Here is a 20051-nt window from a genome sequence, read left to right as displayed (position 1 = left end):
CTTTTTACCTAAAATTAACAAAAACGCAATAAATCCCCGATAATTTAAAGAAAATATTAATAAGGTGTGTAAAATCAGCTAGGTTAATAGAGAGGTGGAGAATTGTTAAAAAAGGGAAGAGAAATAAACATATGAAATTAACATAAATTTAACTTAATTCAAACTTGTATTAAATAATGACTTGTTATAATGGTGGCGTGGTGAGAGGAAGTCACCTAAAAAATTGAATATGAAATATGTGTGTAAAAAACAAGGAGAAAGAAAATGAAAAAATTACTTAAATCTTTAATGGTAGCGGCAGTTGCTTTCGCCATTACTGGATGTGGCGGTTCAGGAGAGAGTAAAGCAAATAAGCCGGTAACGATGTCAGGGTCAACATCAATGGAAAAAATGATGACGGCAATGAACGAAGCTTATTACAATGAAACAAATAATGAAGCAACAGCAGAGTATACTGGATCAGGAGCGGGAATCGAAGCCGTTTTAGCCGGATCAGTAAATATCGGAAATGCTTCAAGAGCTTTAAAAGATGAAGAAAAAGCTAAAGGTGCGGTTGAAAATATCGTTGCAATTGACGGAATTGCTATTGTTGTAGACAAAGCAAATGGTGTGGAAAACTTAACAAAAGAACAATTAGCTAAAATTTATACCGGAGAAGTGACGAACTGGTCAGAATTAGGCGGAGAGAATCAAAATATCGTGGTGATCGGACGTGAAGCCGGATCAGGTACAAGAGGTGCTTTTGAAGAAATCTTAAAAGTAGAAAATAACTGTAAATATGCTCAGGAAATTGATTCTACAGGTGCCGTTATGGCAAAAGTAGCTTCTATTCCGGGGGCAATCGGATACGTTTCATTAGATGTTGTAGATGACACTGTAAAAGCCTTGAAAATTGAAGGTGTTGTCGGAAATGAAGAAAATATCAAAGCCGGAACTTATGCATTACAAAGACCATTCGTTATGGTAACCAAAGGGGAAATCAGTGAACAAGACCAATCTGTTCAAGATTACTTTAAATTTGTACAGTCAGATAAAGGACAGGAAATTATTAAATCAGTTGGACTTATCACAGTTGACTAATCATTAGGAGGAATAAATCATGAATAAGGTATTATCAATCATGATCAATAGTAAGACTAAATCTCGTGTAGAAAAAACAGCGGAATGGATCTTTAAAATCTGTGCGTTGTTTGCTCTTATTGCTGTCGTAATGATGACTGGCTACATGATTTATTCTGGAACACCAGCTCTTTTGAAAGTGGGGATCAAGGAGATCCTCTTTTCAAATGTTTGGAATCCAAGTGCAGCCAATCCTCAGTATGGGATATTAAATATTATCTTTACGTCGATTGTTGGGAGTGCCGGTGCAATTTTGATCGGTGTTCCTATCGGGGTACTGACAGCGGTGTATCTTTCGGAAGTGGCAAGTTCGCAAATGGCAAAGATTGTCAAGCCGGCAGTAGAACTATTGGCGGGAATTCCGTCTGTTGTTTATGGCTTAATTGGGATTTTATTAATCAATCCGGTCATGTATAAACTTGAATTATTCTTTTTCAAGAATGATCCTACCCATCAGTTTACAGGGGGATGTAATTTATTATCTGCGATTATTATATTAGCGATCATGATCCTGCCGACAGTCATCAATATCAGTGAATCTGCTATTCGGTCAGTCCCTAAACATTTAAAGTCTGGTTCTTTGGCGTTAGGGGGAAGCCAGATTCAAACAATTTTCAAAGTTATTTTACCGGCAGCTAAAACTGGGATATTGAGTGCCATCGTATTAGGTGTGGGACGTGCGATTGGGGAAGCCATGGCTATCGTTTTAGTATCTGGAAACTCCGTTAATTTACCGCTGCCATTTAATTCAGTTCGTTTTTTAACTACGGCAATCGTTTCGGAAATGTCCTATGCGACCGGAACCCATCGACAGGTATTGTTTACTATCGGTTTGGTGTTATTTATCTTTATTATGATCATCAACATTATTCTTACTAAAATCATTAAGTCAGGAGATGACCAGCATGCATAACAGTATTTATGATAAACGTGTGAGAATCAGCGACAATGTCATTCGTGTCCTTATTTATTTAAGTGCATTTGTATCTGTGGCAATTTTAGTAGGAATCATTGGTTTAGTAGTCATAAAAGGAGCACCGCATTTATCTTGGCAGTTGATTTCAACAGTCAGCAGCAGTGCTAAAAATACCTTTGGGATCTTGGGGAATATCGTGAATACCTTGTATATCATTGTCATTACATTATTGATTGTAACACCATTAGGGGTAGGTGGAGCAGTCTATCTAAATGAATACGCAAAAGGTGGAAAGCTTGTCAGAGCTATTGAGTTTACGATTGAAACATTGTCCGGCATCCCGTCTATTATCTTCGGTCTTTTTGGAATGGTTTTCTTTGGGACTGTATTAAAATTGGGCTTTTCTATTTTGACCGGGGCTCTCACTTTAGCTCTGATGGTCTTGCCAATCATCACCAGTTCAACACAAGTAGCATTGAAAAGTGTACCGGAATCCTATCGTGCCGGAGCAACCGGAATGGGGGCTACAAAATGGTACATGATTCGTACAATTATTTTACCTAGTGCAATGCCCGGAATCATCACCGGTATCATTTTAGGAATTGGAAGAATCATCGGTGAATCCGCTGCTTTGTTGTTTACAGCCGGAAGCAGTTACTATTTGGTGAATGATTTCTTTGGCCATATCTTCAAACCTGGCGGAACATTGACTATTCAGTTATATTTAAGTATGACAAAAGCCAGATATGATCAAGCATTTGCGGTTGCGCTGGTTTTAATTATATTGGTTTTCGTTTTAAATCGTATTACACATATTATTGCTAATAGAATGAATAAAGAAAAAGGGTAGATCAGCATGGAAAATACAAAAATAAAAGTTGAACATTTAAACTTGTACTACGGACAAAATCACGCATTAAAAGACGTGACAATGGATATTTATGAAAATAAAGTAACGGCCTTCATCGGACCGAGCGGATGCGGTAAATCTACTTTCTTAAAAACACTTAACCGTATGAACGATTTGATCGAAAATGTGAAGATTGATGGTTTGGTCGAATTAGATGATGAAAATATTTATGATAAAAAAGTAGATACCACTTTATTAAGAAAAAAAGTGGGAATGGTCTTTCAGCAGCCGAATCCTTTTCCGATGAGCATTTATGATAATGTGGCTTATGGTCCCAGACTGCATGGTATTAAGGATAAAAAACGTTTAGATGAAATTGTTACAAACAGCTTAAAAGGTGCGGCTTTGTATGATGAAGTAAAAGATGATCTGAAAAAATCCGCTTTAAGCCTTTCAGGAGGTCAGCAGCAGCGTCTTTGTATTGCCAGAGCGTTAGCAGTTGAGCCGGAAGTCATCTTGATGGATGAACCTACCAGTGCATTAGATCCGATTTCTACACTAAAGATTGAAGATTTAATGGAAGATTTAAAGAAGAAGTATACAGTGATTATTGTAACGCACAATATGCAGCAGGCAACACGTATCGCAGATTATACAGCCTTCTTTTTAGTGGGGGAAATGGTTGAATACGGGAAAACACGTGATTTATTCGCAACACCACAGGATAAACGTACAGAAGACTATATTACGGGTAGATTCGGTTAGGAGACAATTATGGTAACAAGAAAAAAATTTGATTATGAAATCAATCACTTAAAAAAGGATATTGGAGAAATGGCAGAAGCGGTCAGTGAAACCGTGCATACTATGGAAGCTTTGATTAAACATCCGGATGTCGTTCAATCTAAGGAATTAGTGGAACATGATAAATATATCAATGAACTGCAAAAAAACATTGAAACGCGTTGTCTTTCCTTATTGTTGAAGCAGCAGCCGGTGGCAAGGGATTTACGTCTTGTCTCTACAGGACTAAAAGTGGTGACCGATTTAGAACGTATTGGTGATCAATGTGCCGATATTGCGGAGATCACAATACTGACAAAAATGGATGACCTTTATACTAAACTGCCGCATATTGCTTCGATGTTGGATCATATCGTAGAGATGATGGAGCAGCTGACTTTAGCGGTAAAAAACGAAGATGTGGAACTGGCAAAAGAAACTCGCCAGAAAGATCAGAAGATTAATATTTTATTTGATAAGTGTAAAAAAGATGTGGTCATGTTAATTAAAGAAGATGAAGGAAACATTGATTATTATTTAGACTTCCTCATGATCTCTAAATATTTAGAAAAAATCGGAGATCATATTAAAAATGTTTGTGAATGGATCGAATTTAACGAGACCGGAATGATTGATAATTTTAAATTAGTATAATGTAATTAAGAGCGCTGGGACGCTCTTTTTTCTTTGTATGTAAAATCTTTTTTTGTGTTGATAATGATGTTATAATGCTAAAATGGAGGACGTAATATGCATAAACCAAAATTAGTAATCTTTGACATGGACGGCTTGATGTTTGATACAGAGAAAATGGGAAGTCGCTGTCATATTCAAGCAGCCAAAGAATTTGGCTATACTATTTCAGAAGAGTTAAGCATGAGTTTAATTGGCGGAAACATGATCCGTAATACTAAAATATTAAAAGAAGCATTGGGTGAGGACTGCCCATTAGATAAAATACGTGAACGTTCCAAAGAATATCGTGAAATACATTTTAAAGAACATGGTTTAGGAATAAAACCGGGATTAATTGAGCTGATAGATTATTTGCAAAGTGAAGGGATAAAAATGGCAATCGCTTCATCTTCTGCCAGAGCGGTCATTGATCGTTATTTGGAGATGAGCGAGTTAGAAGGCAGATTTGACTATATTATCAGTGGTGATATGATTCATAACAGTAAGCCGCACCCGGAGATTTTTCTGCATGTCTGTGAACATTTTCAAGTGAAAGTGGAAGATGCTTTGGTATTAGAAGATTCTAAAAACGGAATTCTTGCCGCTCATGCCGGAAATATCCCGGTGATTTGTGTGCCGGATCTTATTTTTCATGAACGTGAAATCTTTGAGATGACTACCGCAACAGTATCGAATCTATTTAAGGTGAAAGAAATGCTCCAAGGCATTGTACCAAAGGTAGCGATTTTTGATATGGATGGGCTGATGTTTAATACCGAGTGGCTATGTATTGAACCATTGATTAAAGCACATCATGATTATGGTTATCCGATGACAAAAGAAATCTGCTATAAGCTGATTGGGACATCAGGGAAGATTGCCAAAGAAATACTGGTTGATGAATTTGGCATGGATTATCCTTATGAAACTGTTGATCGTCATGCTTTTCAATTACTGCGTGATGAAATTGATACTAACGGTTTGCCAATGAAAAAAGGATTGATCAAACTGCTGGAACGTTTAAAAGCATTGAATGTGGCGTGTGTGATTGCTTCTTCATCAAGTACGAAGACGATTGAGCATTATTTGGAAATATCAGATACACGTCAATATTTTAAAGGAATCGTAGGGGGGAATATGGTGAAAGCCAGCAAACCGGAACCCGATGTTTTTCTTAAAGCATGTGAACTATTTATGGTAAAACCATGTGAGGCATTGGTTTTAGAAGATTCAAAAAATGGCATTATCGCTTCTAACCGTGCTAAAATACCTGTCATATGTGTGCCGGATTTATTAATGCACGATCAAGGTCTGTTGGAACAATCAGAAATGTTTGTTTCGGATCTTGGCAAACTTGCAGATATCCTTGGCTGAGGAGATAACTATATGAAGAATATTATGATCGTTGCTACCGGTGGAACCATTGCCGGTGTAGGCGAAATTGGTAAGAGTGCCAGCTATCAGGCAGGAGAGATCAATATTGATGAGATCATTCAATCGATTCCTGCCATTAATCATATTGCCCATTTATCGGCAGTCCAGTATATGAATGTTGACAGCAATGAAATGTCACCGGCCCGCTGGGTACAATTAGCCAATTATTTAAATGAATTACTTGTAAGAGAAGATATCGATGGCATTGTCGTTACACATGGTACAGATACATTAGATGAGACTGCCTATTTTCTGAACTTAACATTGCGTACATATAAACCGGTCATTATTACCGGGGCAATGCGTCCGGCGACGGCGGCAAGTGCCGATGGCCCGATGAATCTTTATCAGGCTGTTGCTTTGGCGTGTCATGAAGAAGCATTGGGACACGGGGTCATGGCAGTATTCAGTGACACGATTTATTCAGGCCGTGATATTCAAAAAGTGAATAATTTTAAAACCGATGCATTTGATAAAAAGGATTTTGGCTGTTTGGGGTATATGCGGGATGATCAAGCCTATTTCTTTGCCAGAGCCTTTAAAAAACATACACTGCAATCCGAATTTAGCCAACAGCCTCTAACGTCTTTGCCTAAGGTAGGGATTGCCTATTATTATGCCGGAGCAGGTAGTGAGGTATTGGAAACTTTGGCAAAGGATTGCAAAGGTATTGTAATTGCAGGCAGCGGCAGTGGAAACTATTCAAAAGAATGGATCGAAAAGGTCGGTGCTTTAAGTAAAAAGGGAATCATTATTGTTCGTTCCAGTCGTGTCGGACATGGGATTGTTTTTGAAAGTCCGGTCTTTGATGAGGAAAAGCAGACAGTGCCAAGCAATACCTTATCGCCGCAAAAAGCAAGGGTTTTATTGATGCTTGCGCTGAGTGTCACGAAAGAGACAGAAAAAATCAGGGAAATCTTTAATGTTTATTAGAAATAATGCTTTTTACAGGCTTTTAAGTTTGTTATAATGGAAGAGTATTATGGTGGTTCTTAACAAAAACTTAACATAATATTAACTTTAAATAACTTTAATGTCGTAGTCTTTTTTGGTTTAATGAGGGCAAAGAGGGATGGACTATGGAAAAATTAATTTATATTATTGAAGATGACAACAATATTCGTGACCTAATTAAAATTGCTTTAAATAGTTATGATTTTATTGTTAAAGATTTTGACAATGCTGAAGATGCTTTAAAATCCATTCAGGATGATCTTCCTACGGTAGCGGTGTTTGATGTCATGCTGCCGGGAATGGATGGTATTACCGCATTAAAAAAGGTACGTACGATGTCAAAGGTCAAAGACCTGCCGGTTCTTGTTTTGACGGCGAAAGACAGTGAAGTCGATAAGATTCAAGGATTAGAAGGCGGAGCAGATGATTATATGACAAAACCATTTTCCGTATTGGAATTATGTGCCCGCGTACGTGCGTTAATCAGACGTAGTAAAATGAAAACCGATCAGTCGAAAGTGATTGAAATGAGTGATATCATGATCAATCAGGAAACACGCGATGTTTACCGCAATAAACAGCTGATCGAATTAACGTATAAAGAATATGAACTGCTTTTATTGCTGATGCAAAACCATAACCAGGTTTTAGAAAGAGAAGAATTGTTAAATAAGATTTGGGGCTATGGCGGAAGTGCGGACACACGTACGATCGATGTACATATTCGTCACTTGCGTGAAAAACTAGGAGATCAAGGAGAATGCATAAAAACGATTCGCGGAGTAGGCTATCGTTTTATGGATACGTCAAACAATGAAAAAGACGATATTTAGAAATATCAATGTATTGATCGTGACGGCTTTATTGATCTGCAGTGTAATATCGACATATATTTTTTCACGTCTCACTTTCAACAACAATGTCAACAATATGCTTTACAGCTTGCAGTTAGTCGATTACTCCATTGACTATGAGCAGGATTTACGTGCTCAAATTGATTTAGTCAACGAAAAAACCTTGGAATCTGACAGTCGTATGACTGTTATTTCATTGGATGGTCAGGTGATTGCGGATTCTTCCGTTGATGATTTGCAGGAAAATCACTTGGATCGTAAAGAAGTACGTGATGCTGTCAATGAAGGAGTGGGAAAAGAAGTTCGTTATTCAAGTACCATTCATAAAAATATGTTGTATGTTGCTTATCTAAGTGAACATAACGTGATTATTCGATTATCTGTGCCCTATTCAGGACTGACAGATTATCTTAAAATGGCTGTTCCGGGGATTGGTATCAGTATCATTATTTCACTGGGATTATCTATTCTTTTTGCTCGTTATATCGCAAAGAAAGTATCAGAGCCTTTAGAAGAGATTTCTCAGCAGCTGCTGTCAATCGAGGAAAATGACCCGGTATTTAAGAAACATACCTATGAATATACCGAATTAAACAATATCGCCAGTGTAACCGATCGTTTGGCAAATAAGATCAACCAAACGATAGCCTCATTAAAAAGGGAAAAGAACAAAGTTCATTATATTCTGGATAACATGCAGGAAGGAATGATCGTTATTGATGAGGATAACTCTGTCATCTTGATCAACCATGCCGCAAATCTCATGTTTAATTGTGAAGGTGTCGATAAAGGACTGCCTATTGAAAGCTATATTCAGGAACGTAAAATATTAAAACGTATAAAAAGTCAGAATGTTTATGAAACATTCCATTTAGGTGACAAATACTTTTCAATTCATAAAGCTAAGATTGACAGCGGTGTATTTAAGAATAGTACGATCGTATTGTTTTTAGATGTGACTCCGGAAGAATTGGCAATGAAAATGAAACAGATGTTCTTTTCGAATGCTTCTCATGAATTGAAGACACCGCTGACCTCGATTCAGGGGTATGCGGAATTATTGAATCAGCATTTAATCAATGATGAAGTGCAGAAAGATGAATTTGTACACCGTATTCTTAAAGAAACAAAGAATATGACTCGTTTGATTAATGATATTCTTGTCATTTCCAAACTTGAAAATCATCAGACAATGCCGGATATTCAATTATTGCATTTAAACTTAATTATTGAAGATATATTTCATACCTTATCACCAATGGCGAATGATCGAGGCATTCATTTGATCTGTCATAGTGAAAATGTTGATTTCTATGGTGATCTGGAACAAATCAATCAACTATTTACCAACCTGTTATCCAATTCGATCAAATATGGTCGTGATGGCGGATGGGTATCCGTAAAATTCAATCTGGAAACAGATAGTCTGAAAATTATTGTAGAGGATAATGGGATTGGTATTCCTAAGGAAGATATTCCCCATTTAACAGAACGATTCTATCGTGTTGATAAAGGGCGTACAAAAGCAATCGAAGGAACCGGATTAGGTTTAGCGATTGTGAAACATATTGTACAGCTTTATGAAGGAGATTTAAAAATAGAGAGTGTCTTAGGAATTGGGACTAAAACAACCATCTATTTAAAAAATATGAAAAAGGACGTGTTGTAAGGTGACAATAACAAATTTATTTACTATGCTGGGAGGATTGGGCTTATTCCTATATGGGATGCATATGATGTCCAATGGACTGGAAAATGTAGCTGGAAACAGCTTGAAAAAGATCTTGGAGAAAATTACATCGAACCGTATTGTGGGTGTGTTGATCGGAGCAGGAATCACCGCGGTGATTCAGAGTTCCTCAGCGACAACCGTCATGGTTGTCGGGTTCGTTAACAGTGGATTAATGAAATTATCCCAAGCGGTTTGGATTATTATGGGTGCCAATGTCGGAACAACCATTACCGGGCAGTTAATTGCCTTAAATGTGAAAGATTTCGCCCCGATCTTAATCTTCGCCGGTGTTTTTCTGATCCAGTTTATCCGCAATAAAAAGGTTGGCTATGTCGGTGAAATTGTTGCCGGACTGGGAATCTTGTTTGTGGGGATGCAGTTCATGTCAGATGCCATGGTACCGTTACGTGATTACAAGCCGTTTGTTGATCTGATGACAACCTTTGAAAATCCTTTCTTGGGAATTGCTGCCGGAGCTGTGTTTACAGCGGTTATTCAAAGTTCAAGTGCCTCTATTGGGATCTTGCAGGCTTTGGCAATGAGTGGAGCCATTCAATTACATAGTGCTATCTTTGTTTTATTTGGACAAAACATCGGAACATGTATCACTTCTATTATTGCATCAATCGGAACAAACCGAAATGCAAAACGAACGACGATGATTCATCTCTTGTTCAATGTGATCGGAACCTTAGTCTTTGTGACACTGTGTCTCTTCGTACCATTTACCGATTATATTGTTGCTTTAACACCGGGCTCTGTGCAAAATCAGATTGCCAATGTTCATACTGTTTTTAATATCGCCACTACCGTTATGCTGCTTCCTTTTGGTAATCAGCTCGTACAATTAGTTGAAAAGATCCTGCCATTAAAAGATGATGAGGAACAGGATTTACAGACCCTTTATATATCCGCAACCGAACCGGCAGCTTCTTTCATGGCAACAACACAATTAAGTAAAGAAATTGCGCGTATGTTTGATTTTGCGAAAGAAAATATCGTCTTAACCATGAAAGGTCTAACAAAAGTTACCGATAAATACAACGAAAAAATAGGGAACAATGAAAAATATATCGATTACTTAAACACAGAGATTACTCGTTTTAGTGCTCAGGTAACCTTGGTCGATACGAATGAAAATGATTCCTTGCTGACAAATGCATTATTTAAGATTACCGGAAATATTGAGCGTATTGGCGATCATGCCATTAATTTAGCGCAATATATTGATGAAACAAAAGCAAATGGACTTAAATACAGCGCTCAGGCAGAAACAGAATTAACCATTTTACAACAGACATTGGACAGCAGCATCAGCTGTTTTGAGGAGTCAAAAGCACAGTTGACGCCATTAAATATGGATAAGATTATCGAAAATGAAGAATTGGTAGATGAATTGATTGCCAGCTATCGTGAAAATCAGATCAAGCGTCTTAAAAAAGGGGAGATTTCAGCAGAAGCCTGCGTCGTTTACAGTGAAATTTTAACTGATATCGAACGAATAGCCGATCACTTATATTCAATAGCGAAGCTATGCCGTCAATTTAATATCACTTTGTATGAAACAATCAGTGAGTAAAGGGTGTAATAGGAACACCCTTTTTATTATTTATGATAGAATAGAGATGTTAGGAGGTGGGTTATGAAAAAGAATCTGATTTTACTTATAGCGATTATTCTATTGAATGCCTTAGCTACATTAGACGTTTTTGCTGTTTTTTATGCCCGCTGTATATCACCGCTTTTTGTTCAAACAATAGGCAGATTAACAGGATTATTTCCTATTTCATTATTTGAATGGGTGGTTGTATTTATGGGAATAGGAGTCATCTTTATTATCATCAAATATCGTTCATGGACATTGTTTTTCCGTTATCTTCTGGTGATTTGTTTAATTTTCACACTGACCACCGGAATGAATTATCATCGTCAGCCGATAGAAAAAGATCTTAAATTTACCAAAGTGAATTATACAACAGAAGAACTCAAACAACTCTGTCAGTATGTTACCAATCAGCTATATATCTTAGATACTGAGGCGATGGATCAAAAAGCAATGGCAAAACAAAGCCGTATTGCCATGAATCAGGTGATTCCTGGCTATTATCCAATACCGAAGCCAATGCTGTTTTCAAAGCTGATGACGGCTTGTGGATTAAGTGGAATTTTTTCACCGTTTACTATTGAAGCAAATTATAATAAGGACATGACTGCCTTTAATATTCCTTTTACAATGTGTCATGAACTATCTCACCTGCAAGGCTATATGTCAGAAGATGAAGCAAACTTTTTGGCTTATCTTGCTTGTACGCAGTCGGATCAAGCATATTTTCGCTATAGCGCTTATCTCACCGCCTTTATTTATATGACGAATGAACTTTATGACTTAGGCGTGGATATTGAGCCTTATTATGCGCAGCTCTCAGCTCCTATCATAAACGATCTCAAAGAAGATCATGCGTTTTGGAATCAATATGGCGATACCATAAGTACTATTGCCAATACAGTAAATGATACCTATTTGAAAATGAATTCCATAGAAGATGGAGTTGTCAGCTATCAGCGCTTTGTGGGACTGATATATTCCTATTATAAGCAGAATAATGCGAGCATTTTTTCATAGGGATTTTCGATTAAGAAGAGATGATCTTACGATCATGTCTTTTTTATTCAAAAATTTATCTGTAAAAATAAGAAAATCTTAATTATCTCTTATAAGAATATTTATAAATACTCAAGAACATTATGATAAAATAAGGTACTTCATTGAAAAGGGGAGGAAGATATGCTAGATAGAATACTGATTGTAGATGATGAACAGGAGATTGCCGATCTTGTGACACTTTATCTGGAAAATGAAGGATTTGAAATCTTCAAGTTTTATAATGCCTTAGATGCTTTGCATTGCATAGAAAATGAATCTTTGGATCTGGCGATCATTGATATCATGATGCCACAACTCAATGGATTTCAATTATGTAAAAAGATTCGTGAACAGCATCATTATCCGGTGATTATGCTGACGGCAAAAGGCGAAGAAATTGATAAAATTACAGGACTGACCTTAGGAGCAGATGATTATATTACCAAGCCATTTTTACCATTAGAACTGGTAGCACGTGTAAAAGCACAATTACGAAGATATAAAAGATACAATGGCAGCAGTGAGACAGATGAAAATGTGATTGTACATTCGGGATTGGTTTTAAATATTAAAACACATGAATGTCTTTTGAATGAAAAACCGCTTTCTTTAACACCGACCGAATTTTCTATTTTAAGCATACTGTGTCAGCAAAAAGGAAATGTGGTGAGTTCAGAAGAACTGTTTCATCAAATCTGGGGTGATGAATATTTCAGTAAAAGCAACAATACGATTACGGTGCATATTCGGCATTTAAGAGAAAAAATGGGGGATTCTTTTGAGAACCCTAAGTATATTAAAACTGTCTGGGGGTGTGGGTATAAAATTGAAAAATAAGCTTTCCAAGCTGATAGAAATGATGTGCATCGCTCTATTTGTCCTTGTCATTTGTTATGGGATTTATTATTTGGTTGATCAAGTTTTGAATGGCACCTTTGCCGATTGGTTTACAGCTAATTTTATTCATACTTATTATGAGAACTATGAAACCGCTGAGGGGGTAACGAGAACGGCCGTAAATAGTGAGTTTAATTGGTATAGGCTCAAATTAGTTTTATTAAGTTTATCGGTCGCAGGCACTTTTTTAGTATTGATGATTCTTTTTGTCACTTCTCATTTTTATGCACGTAAAAAGATTAGGCAAACCATCACCAATGCTTCATTGATGATACAGGAATATATGGCAGGAGATAAAGAAGCATCAAAAATATTTCCCAAGGAATATGCAGAGATTTCTTCTCAAATGTTGGAAATTAAGTCCACGATGCAGCATCATGAGCAAATTTTAAAAGATGAAGCTAATCGTAAAAATGATTTAATTGTCTATCTGACCCATGATTTAAAAACGCCGTTAACCTCGGTAATCGGTTATTTAAGCTTATTAGATGAAGCTAAGGATATGCCAGTAGAACAAAAAAACAAATATATAGGCATTGCTTTGGATAAATCCCATCGTTTAGAAAAGCTGATTAACGAACTTTTTGAGATTACCCGCTATAATCTCCAGCAAATAGAACTGGAAAAAGAATCGATTGATCTTTACTATATGCTCCTTCAGATGACGGATGAGTTTTATCCCTTACTGCAAACTCATGGCAACACGATTCATCTTGAAGTAAAAGAAGACACGATCCTATATGGAGATCCGATAAAGCTTGCCAGAGTTTTTAATAATATTTTAAAGAATGCGATTGCCTACAGTTATCCGGATACTAAGATTAAAATATGGACTGAAACAACGGATACAGATCTTCTTCTTTATTTTCGTAATAAAGGAAGAACAATTCCACCACGTAAATTGAACGCTATCTTTGAAAAGTTCTTTCGCTTAGATGAAGCAAGAACGACAAATACCGGCGGAGCAGGGTTAGGACTGGCTATTGCAAAAGAAATTATTACCTTACATAACGGAACAATCACAGCGGATAGTCAGAATGAATGGACCACTTTTTGCATCACGCTTCCCTTAACTCACTATACATCACTTTCTTAATTTTTTCTTAGGAATTAAACAATGAAATATTAAAATATGACTGGCTTTTGTTGGGTAGAATAGTGACTGAACAAAAGCTATTTTTTGATTAAGAAGGGAAGATCTGTTTTATGAATAAAAAAATATCACGAAATAAATGGGAAAATAAAAAAAGAAAGGCTTTATTATATCTCTTTATTTTCACAACACTCACCGCTTTAATATTAATTACAAAAGAATTACGCAACGTCATCAATTATCAAAAGGACTCTATTTTTTCACTATTTGATTCACCTCAAAAGCATCCATCTGTTCCTATGCAAGCAACTGATTTTGTTGACCTGACACATTTATATAGTCCTTATTCTATCTTGATAGATTTGAGTGACAACCAAACATTGGCACAAAATAATAGTCAAAGCAAGATTTATCCGGCGTCACTTACTAAAATCATGACCGCTATCATCGCTATTGAAAATATCGATAATTTGAATGAGACGCTGCTTCTTACCCAAAAGCACTTTGAATCTTTATATGAAAGAGATGCCTCTATGGCGGGGTTTTGGATAGGAGAAAAAGTAACGATGAGAGATTTGCTTTATGGAACTTTACTGCCATCGGGAGCAGAGTGTTGTTTAGCACTATCTGATCGTGTATCCGGATCGGAAAGTAAGTTCGTCAATCTGATGAACAGCAAAGCTAAGGAATTAGGAATGAATAACACCTTATTTTGCAATTCTACGGGTTTGCATAATGTGAATCATTATTCAACAGTTGAAGATATCGCAAAACTATTACAGTATGCTTTAAAAAATAAAGAGTTTAGAACGATTTTTACAAGTAAACAGTACAGCATGTCTGCGACAAATTTGCATCCTGATGGACTGACACTCTACAGCACCATGTTTAGTTCTTTAAATGATACAAATGTTGTCGGTGGGAAGATTCTTGGTGGAAAGACAGGGTTTACCGATGAAGGTGGGTTATGTTTAGCCAGTCTTGCACAAATCGATGGAAAAGAGTATATCTTTGTAAGTGCTAAAGCAAAGGGCGATCACCAAACACAGCCGTATCATATTTTAGATGCAAACAATGTATACAATCAAGTTGGAAGTATAAATCGCCTAAATGATTCTAATTTAAAATAAAGGGGAACTATGCTATAATAGAGAAAAAGAAAAGGAGATAAATACATGGGACATATTTTATTTATGGAACCGGTTTTTAAAGAAATGATCTGGGGCGGACATCGCTTAAAAGATGTGTATAACTATCCGATTCCCAGTGACTCTACCGGTGAATGCTGGGCGATTTCTGCACATAAAAACGGTGACTGCACCATTTTAAACGGTGAATACAAAGGTATGAAACTTTCAGCCCTCTATCAGCAGCATCGAGAACTGTTTGGCGATATAAAAGATCCTGCATTTCCTTTGCTGATTAAAATTATAGATGCTTCATCTGATCTTAGTGTACAGGTACATCCGGACGATGATTACGCAGCTGAACATGAACATTCTTTAGGAAAAACGGAATGCTGGTATGTACTTGATGCCAAGCCACACACCCAAATGGTGATGGGACATCACGCTCAAACAAAAGAAGAATTAATAAGATATATCAAGAATGATGAATATGACCGCTTACTTAACAAGTTTGAAATACAACCGGGAGATTTCTACTATATTCCCTCTGGAACGATTCATGCAATCTGCAAGGGTTCATTGATCTATGAAGCTCAGCAGTCTTCAGATATCACATATCGTGTCTATGACTATCATCGTAAAGATAAAGAGGGGAATGAACGTCAGCTTCATGTTCAGCAGTCCATAGATGTTACAACAGTTCCTTATTGTGGTACTTTGCAAAATGAAATGCACCAAGAGGCAACGGATACATTTGTCAGCACTTGTTTAATTAAGGCTCCTTATTTTTCTGTATCGAAGCTTGATATTTTAAAAAAGACCAGCCTAATGCATCATCAGCCCTTTAGCCTGTTTAGTGTCATCGAAGGAGAGGGAACAGTCAATGAGGTTTCAATAAAAAAAGGACAGCACTTTATTGTCTGTCATGATGTTCAAAAGATCGATTTTGATGGTCCGCTTACTTTAATGGTCACTACACTTTAACGTTTTTTTAGTCATCAATAGCGATTAATTTAGATCGGCGTAAGTCGATCTTTTTTTCTCGATACACTTTATAGATGACATTCTTTTCATATTGTTTTGAAAAATAGGCAGAATATAAAATATCCAGCAGTAAGGTAATTGAAGCATGTGAAGAATAATTCGCTATTTTAGAACGAATCTTTTCTCGTGAACTGACTCTTAAATGATAATGGCTGAAACTAACGATGGGATTATTCCCAATACAGGTAATAGAAATGATTTTAGCGTTATTCTTTTCTAATATTTTCATAATATCGATTAGAGAACTGGTTTGTCCGGAATAAGAAATCACAATAGCACAATGATCGGCATTTGCATTTAGCGCCTGAAACACCGGTTCTCCATGAAGCTGACATAAATTAACATGAACCCCGATATGCATCATTCTTAACTGAAAGTCAACAGCATAGGAAAGCGGGAAAGAGGTGGCATAAATATCGATCTGCTTAGCGTTGTATAATGTATTCACAATCTTTTCGAGTTCGTTGTAATCCAGCAAGGCTAAAGTTTCATCTATACTGTCTTTGCTGAGCTGCGCCAAACGCTCAGTAATGGTCTTTAAATCATCTTCCTTATTAAAAGGATAGTTAACATCAACTTTTCCGTTATGCATAGCTAAATATTCCAATTCTCCCGATAATTTGATCTTAAAATCATTGTATCCTTTTAATCCCAGTTTCTGACATAAACGCACGATCGTTGCCGGTGAAGTAAATGTTTTTAGTGCTAAATCATTGGTTGACAGGGATAATACGTCTTCTTTGTGAAGAAGAATCCATTGAATAATTGCCTGTTCTGCTTTAGAGAAAGTATCAATGTATTCAAATTGGTCAAGTATACGCATATAGATCCCACCTTTTTATCCATTATAACATAACGCTTTAGGTTTGAAATCTAATTCCATGCTGTTTATTAAAATCAATGAAAAGCTGAAATCTTATTTCAATAACCTGAAAAAGACTATCGATTTTAAAAGTGACTGTATATAATAGACACATAACTATAAGGAGGATCTAAAATGGGATTTAACAAAGATTTTTATTGGGGCGGATCAGTGTCCTCTTTTCAAACAGAGGGGGCTTGGGATGAAGGCGGAAAAGGATTATCGATCTATGATGTCAGACCCACAAATCCAAATTTCTCGGATTGGAAAGTAGCTATTGATGCCTATCATCGTTATCCTGAAGATATTGCATTAATGAAAGAGATGGGATTTAATTTTTATCGTTTTTCAATCTGTTGGTCAAGAATCATTCCTAATGGCGATGATGATATTAATGAAGAAGGCGTTGCTTTCTACAATCGTTTGATCGATCAGCTTTTAGAAGCCGGAATTGAACCTATGATTACATTAGTACATTTTGATATGCCTTATCACTTAGTCAAAGAATATAATGGTTTTGCTTCAAGAAAAGTAGTGGATTTATTCGAACGTTATGCCCGTGTATGTATGGAACGTTTCGGTGACCGTGTTAAACATTGGATGAGTTTTAACGAGCAGAATCTGTTCTCACAGTCTTTAAGATATTCAAATGCTGAAGATATTCCGGAAGGAGAAGATCCGATTAAATTCTTGTATCAGGTAAATCATCATGTCTTTATTGCACACTGCAAAGCAGTAAAGGCATTGCGTGAATTAGTACCGGATGCACAATTTTGCGGGATGGTTGCTTATGGACTAACTTATCCGGACAGTGCAGAACCAAAGGCGAACATGATCGCACAGTTAACAAATGATTATTTTAATAATTTCTATGTAGATGTTTTTACTAAAGGAAAATATCCGCAGTATATGATCAATTATTTAACTGCACATGACTGGATGCCGAAATTTGATAAAGAAGATGATACATTATTAAGCTATACTGTAGATTATATGGCATTTAGCTATTATACCAGTGCCGTAGTCACAACAGCAGAATATGAAGGACGTTTCTTAGGAGATGTCATTGCAGAGGCTCATCGTAAAAATGAATTTTTAGATGGGACAGAGTGGGGTTGGCAGATTGATCCGATCGGAATTCGTCGTATTGCCAGAGATATTTATTATCGCAGCAATAAACCGGTATTTGTATTAGAAAACGGAATTGCCCATCGTGAATCATTAAACGAAAACTTAACAGTCGAAGATGACTATCGCATTGATTATCATCGTGAACATATCAAACAATTAAAAGCAGCGGTTGAAGTGGATGGCGTAGAATGTTTAGGTTATGTCACATGGGGACCTATCGATATTCCAAGCAGTCAATGTGAAATCGCGAAAAGATACGGCTTTGTTTTTGTCAATCGAGATGAGAAAGATTTAAAAGATTTATCACGTCATAAAAAGAAAAGCTTCTATTGGGTGAAAAAAGCTTTTGAATCGAATGGTGAAGATTTAGATTAATGTTTTACTGCCTGAATATTTAGGCAGTTTTTTTATTTGGGAGGAATGCATCATTTTTATCTTAAATTAAAGATTAACCGCTTAAATAGATAGTATTTTATAATTAAATTTGATATTATTATAAGGTCAGGTATAAAAATAGGGGATTTTGTCGATGTTTTTTAAAATTTTATCTTAAATTAAAGAGGTCGAACATATAGTCCTAATAAGATTGCAAATCATATATAATGATGTTTTCAGCTTTTGTTGTGTTTATGTTCTTACGATAGGATGAGTCTGCCTGTTTGACCGATTTATGGGAAAGTGGGGCTTTAATTAAAAATGTTGGAAACGCAAGTTGGAGCGATCATTAGGCTCAATCGGATTCACCAAAATATTTCTGTACGTGGATTAGCTGAGATTGTGGGAATTGAATATAGTCAACTCAGTAAGATTGAAAGAGGAATGGAATCTTCCAATCCGGTAACGATGGAATCCATTTTTGAAGCATTGGATTTAAACTATCATCAAACAATGGACTATTTGCCAAGTTGTATCAATAAGGTACATAAGCTATATCATGATATTTTATATCGTAAACCAAAGGAAGATCTGATCTCGCAATTAGAGGCGTTAAATGAAGAAAGTCATAAAATGGGATTAACGACACCCCTTTTGCTGATTAATCTGGTTTTTAATCTTCTTTGGCAGCAGCCTTGTGAATATGACATCTTGATTACGATTTTAAGTAAAGTCGATGATACAATGAGTTTAATGCAAAGACAGGTTTTTAAGCAGTATCAGGGATTTTATCAATTTTTAAAGGGAGATTTTGATGATGCGATTCAAAAGCTTGAAGAAGCAGAGACATTTTATATGGATGCCAGTAATTTAGCGATGATCTCATACCAAAAGGGGGTTATTTACGCTAAACATGGTGATTTTCTGGAAGCCTTTGAAAGTCTGGGGGAAGCAAAACGCCTTTTTGAACAGCATCATAATTATATTCGCAGTGCTTTTTGCAGTGTCTGCATCGCCAATATCCATCTGATGACCGGAAAATATCATAAATCCCGTATTTTATATGAAGAGATGTTAGAAGTTTATCATAATTTTGGTTTAGGTCCGGAGGATAAGCTGATCATCTGCAATAACCTGTTGTATTTGTGCATACTGATGGAAGAATATGATAATTTTTTACCCACCTTTGAAAGCTTTGATGAAGATGTCAGACAACTAATGGAAAAATGTTCACAGTATTTCTATTATCAAATGATGGTAGCTTATCATAAAGATGATATGGCGTTATGCAAAAAAGCGATAGATCAGTTTGAAGCCTTGAATCAAGATCCGGTCCATAAATATATGGCAAAATATTATCGCTTGAAAATAGATGGAGCAGAGAGTGAAGAACTGATCAAGGTATTGGATCATAACTTGAAAGCAATAGAGAAAACTTCGTTTCCAGCCTCAAATCGTGTTGTATTGAAACTAATGCTGAAAGAGCATCAGCATTCAAATGATTATGAAACTTTATATAAATATGCTTTAAAATTGTGTGAAATAAAAATGTAAAATGCAG

At 36.3% G+C, this 20051-nt stretch carries 18 protein-coding genes; 17 read left to right on the top strand and 1 reads right to left on the bottom strand.

Annotated elements, in window-relative coordinates; translation table 11 throughout:
* The first annotated feature begins 264 nt into the window (after window positions 1-264).
* The 15 genes from BN1225_RS12700 to manA all read left to right on the top strand — a co-directional run bounded on the left by BN1225_RS12700 (window position 265) and on the right by manA (window position 16062).
* Window positions 265-1080: a phosphate ABC transporter substrate-binding protein gene (locus tag BN1225_RS12700; protein ID WP_041140161.1), complete on the top strand. Its 816-nt coding sequence runs from the start codon at window positions 265-267 to the stop codon at window positions 1078-1080.
* A gap of 19 nt (window positions 1081-1099) precedes the next feature.
* Window positions 1100-2032, top strand: a complete 933-nt coding sequence (gene pstC, locus BN1225_RS12695) for a phosphate ABC transporter permease subunit PstC (RefSeq protein WP_041140160.1) — start codon at window positions 1100-1102, stop codon at window positions 2030-2032.
* Window positions 2025-2885 (top strand): phosphate ABC transporter permease PstA, encoded by an 861-nt coding sequence (pstA, locus tag BN1225_RS12690; RefSeq protein ID WP_317621644.1) that lies wholly within the window; start codon window positions 2025-2027, stop codon window positions 2883-2885. Before pstC ends, pstA begins: the two co-directional genes overlap by 8 nt.
* Window positions 2886-2891: 6 nt before the next feature.
* Window positions 2892-3650, top strand: coding sequence for a phosphate ABC transporter ATP-binding protein PstB (gene pstB, locus BN1225_RS12685; RefSeq protein WP_041140158.1), 759 nt, complete (start codon window positions 2892-2894; stop codon window positions 3648-3650).
* 9 nt (window positions 3651-3659) lie between these two features.
* Window positions 3660-4322: a phosphate signaling complex protein PhoU gene (phoU, locus tag BN1225_RS12680; protein ID WP_041140157.1), complete on the top strand. Its 663-nt coding sequence runs from the start codon at window positions 3660-3662 to the stop codon at window positions 4320-4322.
* Window positions 4323-4418: 96 nt separating this feature from the next.
* Complete coding sequence (locus tag BN1225_RS14445; RefSeq protein WP_074434827.1) at window positions 4419-5717, top strand: HAD family hydrolase; 1299 nt, start codon at window positions 4419-4421, stop codon at window positions 5715-5717.
* Window positions 5718-5729: 12 nt separating this feature from the next.
* Window positions 5730-6710 carry an asparaginase gene (locus BN1225_RS12670; protein ID WP_041140156.1) on the top strand — a complete coding sequence of 327 codons (981 nt, stop codon included), beginning with the start codon at window positions 5730-5732 and terminating at the stop codon, window positions 6708-6710.
* Between the two features lie 146 nt (window positions 6711-6856).
* Window positions 6857-7564 (top strand): response regulator transcription factor, encoded by a 708-nt coding sequence (locus BN1225_RS12665; protein ID WP_041140155.1) that lies wholly within the window; start codon window positions 6857-6859, stop codon window positions 7562-7564.
* Window positions 7545-9254, top strand: a complete 1710-nt coding sequence (locus tag BN1225_RS12660) for a sensor histidine kinase (protein ID WP_041140154.1) — start codon at window positions 7545-7547, stop codon at window positions 9252-9254. Before BN1225_RS12665 ends, BN1225_RS12660 begins: the two co-directional genes overlap by 20 nt.
* Before the next feature lies 1 nt (window position 9255).
* Window positions 9256-10896, top strand: a complete 1641-nt coding sequence (locus BN1225_RS12655; protein WP_041140153.1) for a Na/Pi cotransporter family protein — start codon at window positions 9256-9258, stop codon at window positions 10894-10896.
* 63 nt (window positions 10897-10959) lie between these two features.
* Window positions 10960-11940, top strand: coding sequence for a DUF3810 domain-containing protein (locus BN1225_RS12650; RefSeq protein WP_052466667.1), 981 nt, complete (start codon window positions 10960-10962; stop codon window positions 11938-11940).
* 162 nt (window positions 11941-12102) lie between these two features.
* Window positions 12103-12798: a VanR-ABDEGLN family response regulator transcription factor gene (gene vanR, locus BN1225_RS12645; protein WP_041140152.1), complete on the top strand. Its 696-nt coding sequence runs from the start codon at window positions 12103-12105 to the stop codon at window positions 12796-12798.
* Entirely contained in the window at window positions 12788-13954 is a 1167-nt protein-coding gene (locus BN1225_RS12640; RefSeq protein WP_041140151.1) for a sensor histidine kinase, read from the top strand. Before vanR ends, BN1225_RS12640 begins: the two co-directional genes overlap by 11 nt.
* Window positions 13955-14064: 110 nt before the next feature.
* The gene (locus BN1225_RS12635) at window positions 14065-15081 is read left to right on the top strand and encodes a D-alanyl-D-alanine carboxypeptidase family protein (protein WP_052466665.1); all 1017 of its coding nucleotides are present in this window, start codon (window positions 14065-14067) and stop codon (window positions 15079-15081) included.
* A gap of 45 nt (window positions 15082-15126) precedes the next feature.
* On the top strand, window positions 15127-16062 hold the full coding sequence (manA, locus tag BN1225_RS12630) for a mannose-6-phosphate isomerase, class I (protein WP_041140150.1): 936 nt from the start codon (window positions 15127-15129) through the stop codon (window positions 16060-16062).
* A 7-nt stretch (window positions 16063-16069) separates the two neighbouring features.
* Here the strand turns inward: manA and BN1225_RS12625 are convergent, their stop codons facing one another.
* Window positions 16070-16945 (bottom strand): MurR/RpiR family transcriptional regulator, encoded by an 876-nt coding sequence (locus BN1225_RS12625; RefSeq protein ID WP_041140149.1) that lies wholly within the window; start codon window positions 16943-16945, stop codon window positions 16070-16072.
* Between the two features lie 174 nt (window positions 16946-17119).
* Here BN1225_RS12625 and BN1225_RS12620 point away from each other — a divergent pair, with 174 nt between their 5' ends.
* Window positions 17120-18490, top strand: coding sequence for a glycoside hydrolase family 1 protein (locus BN1225_RS12620; protein WP_041140148.1), 1371 nt, complete (start codon window positions 17120-17122; stop codon window positions 18488-18490).
* Between the two features lie 321 nt (window positions 18491-18811).
* On the top strand, window positions 18812-20044 hold the full coding sequence (locus tag BN1225_RS12615; protein ID WP_041140147.1) for a helix-turn-helix domain-containing protein: 1233 nt from the start codon (window positions 18812-18814) through the stop codon (window positions 20042-20044).
* Window positions 20045-20051: the final 7 nt, after the last annotated feature.

Source organism: Beduini massiliensis (genome assembly GCF_000829905.1).
GTDB classification, from domain to species: Bacteria; Bacillota_I; Bacilli_A; order Erysipelotrichales; family Coprobacillaceae; genus Beduini; species Beduini massiliensis.
Note: the sequence above shows the minus strand (reverse complement) of the source record. Positions and strands in the feature narration are given on the sequence as shown.

Excerpts from the sequence above, each read along its gene's own strand:
- BN1225_RS12700 (WP_041140161.1), top strand. The coding sequence starts at position 265 with ATGAAAAAATTACTTAAATCTTTAATGGTAGCGGCAGTTGCTTTCGCC.
- pstC (WP_041140160.1), top strand. The coding sequence starts at position 1,100 with ATGAATAAGGTATTATCAATCATGATCAATAGTAAGACTAAATCTCGT.
- pstA (WP_317621644.1), top strand. The coding sequence starts at position 2,025 with ATGCATAACAGTATTTATGATAAACGTGTGAGAATCAGCGACAATGTC.
- pstB (WP_041140158.1), top strand. The coding sequence starts at position 2,892 with ATGGAAAATACAAAAATAAAAGTTGAACATTTAAACTTGTACTACGGA.
- phoU (WP_041140157.1), top strand. The coding sequence starts at position 3,660 with ATGGTAACAAGAAAAAAATTTGATTATGAAATCAATCACTTAAAAAAG.
- BN1225_RS14445 (WP_074434827.1), top strand. The coding sequence starts at position 4,419 with ATGCATAAACCAAAATTAGTAATCTTTGACATGGACGGCTTGATGTTT.
- BN1225_RS12670 (WP_041140156.1), top strand. The coding sequence starts at position 5,730 with ATGAAGAATATTATGATCGTTGCTACCGGTGGAACCATTGCCGGTGTA.
- BN1225_RS12665 (WP_041140155.1), top strand. The coding sequence starts at position 6,857 with ATGGAAAAATTAATTTATATTATTGAAGATGACAACAATATTCGTGAC.
- BN1225_RS12660 (WP_041140154.1), top strand. The coding sequence starts at position 7,545 with ATGAAAAAGACGATATTTAGAAATATCAATGTATTGATCGTGACGGCT.
- BN1225_RS12650 (WP_052466667.1), top strand. The coding sequence starts at position 10,960 with ATGAAAAAGAATCTGATTTTACTTATAGCGATTATTCTATTGAATGCC.
- vanR (WP_041140152.1), top strand. The coding sequence starts at position 12,103 with ATGCTAGATAGAATACTGATTGTAGATGATGAACAGGAGATTGCCGAT.
- BN1225_RS12635 (WP_052466665.1), top strand. The coding sequence starts at position 14,065 with ATGAATAAAAAAATATCACGAAATAAATGGGAAAATAAAAAAAGAAAG.
- manA (WP_041140150.1), top strand. The coding sequence starts at position 15,127 with ATGGGACATATTTTATTTATGGAACCGGTTTTTAAAGAAATGATCTGG.
- BN1225_RS12625 (WP_041140149.1), bottom strand. The coding sequence starts at position 16,945 with ATGCGTATACTTGACCAATTTGAATACATTGATACTTTCTCTAAAGCA.
- BN1225_RS12620 (WP_041140148.1), top strand. The coding sequence starts at position 17,120 with ATGGGATTTAACAAAGATTTTTATTGGGGCGGATCAGTGTCCTCTTTT.
- BN1225_RS12615 (WP_041140147.1), top strand. The coding sequence starts at position 18,812 with ATGTTGGAAACGCAAGTTGGAGCGATCATTAGGCTCAATCGGATTCAC.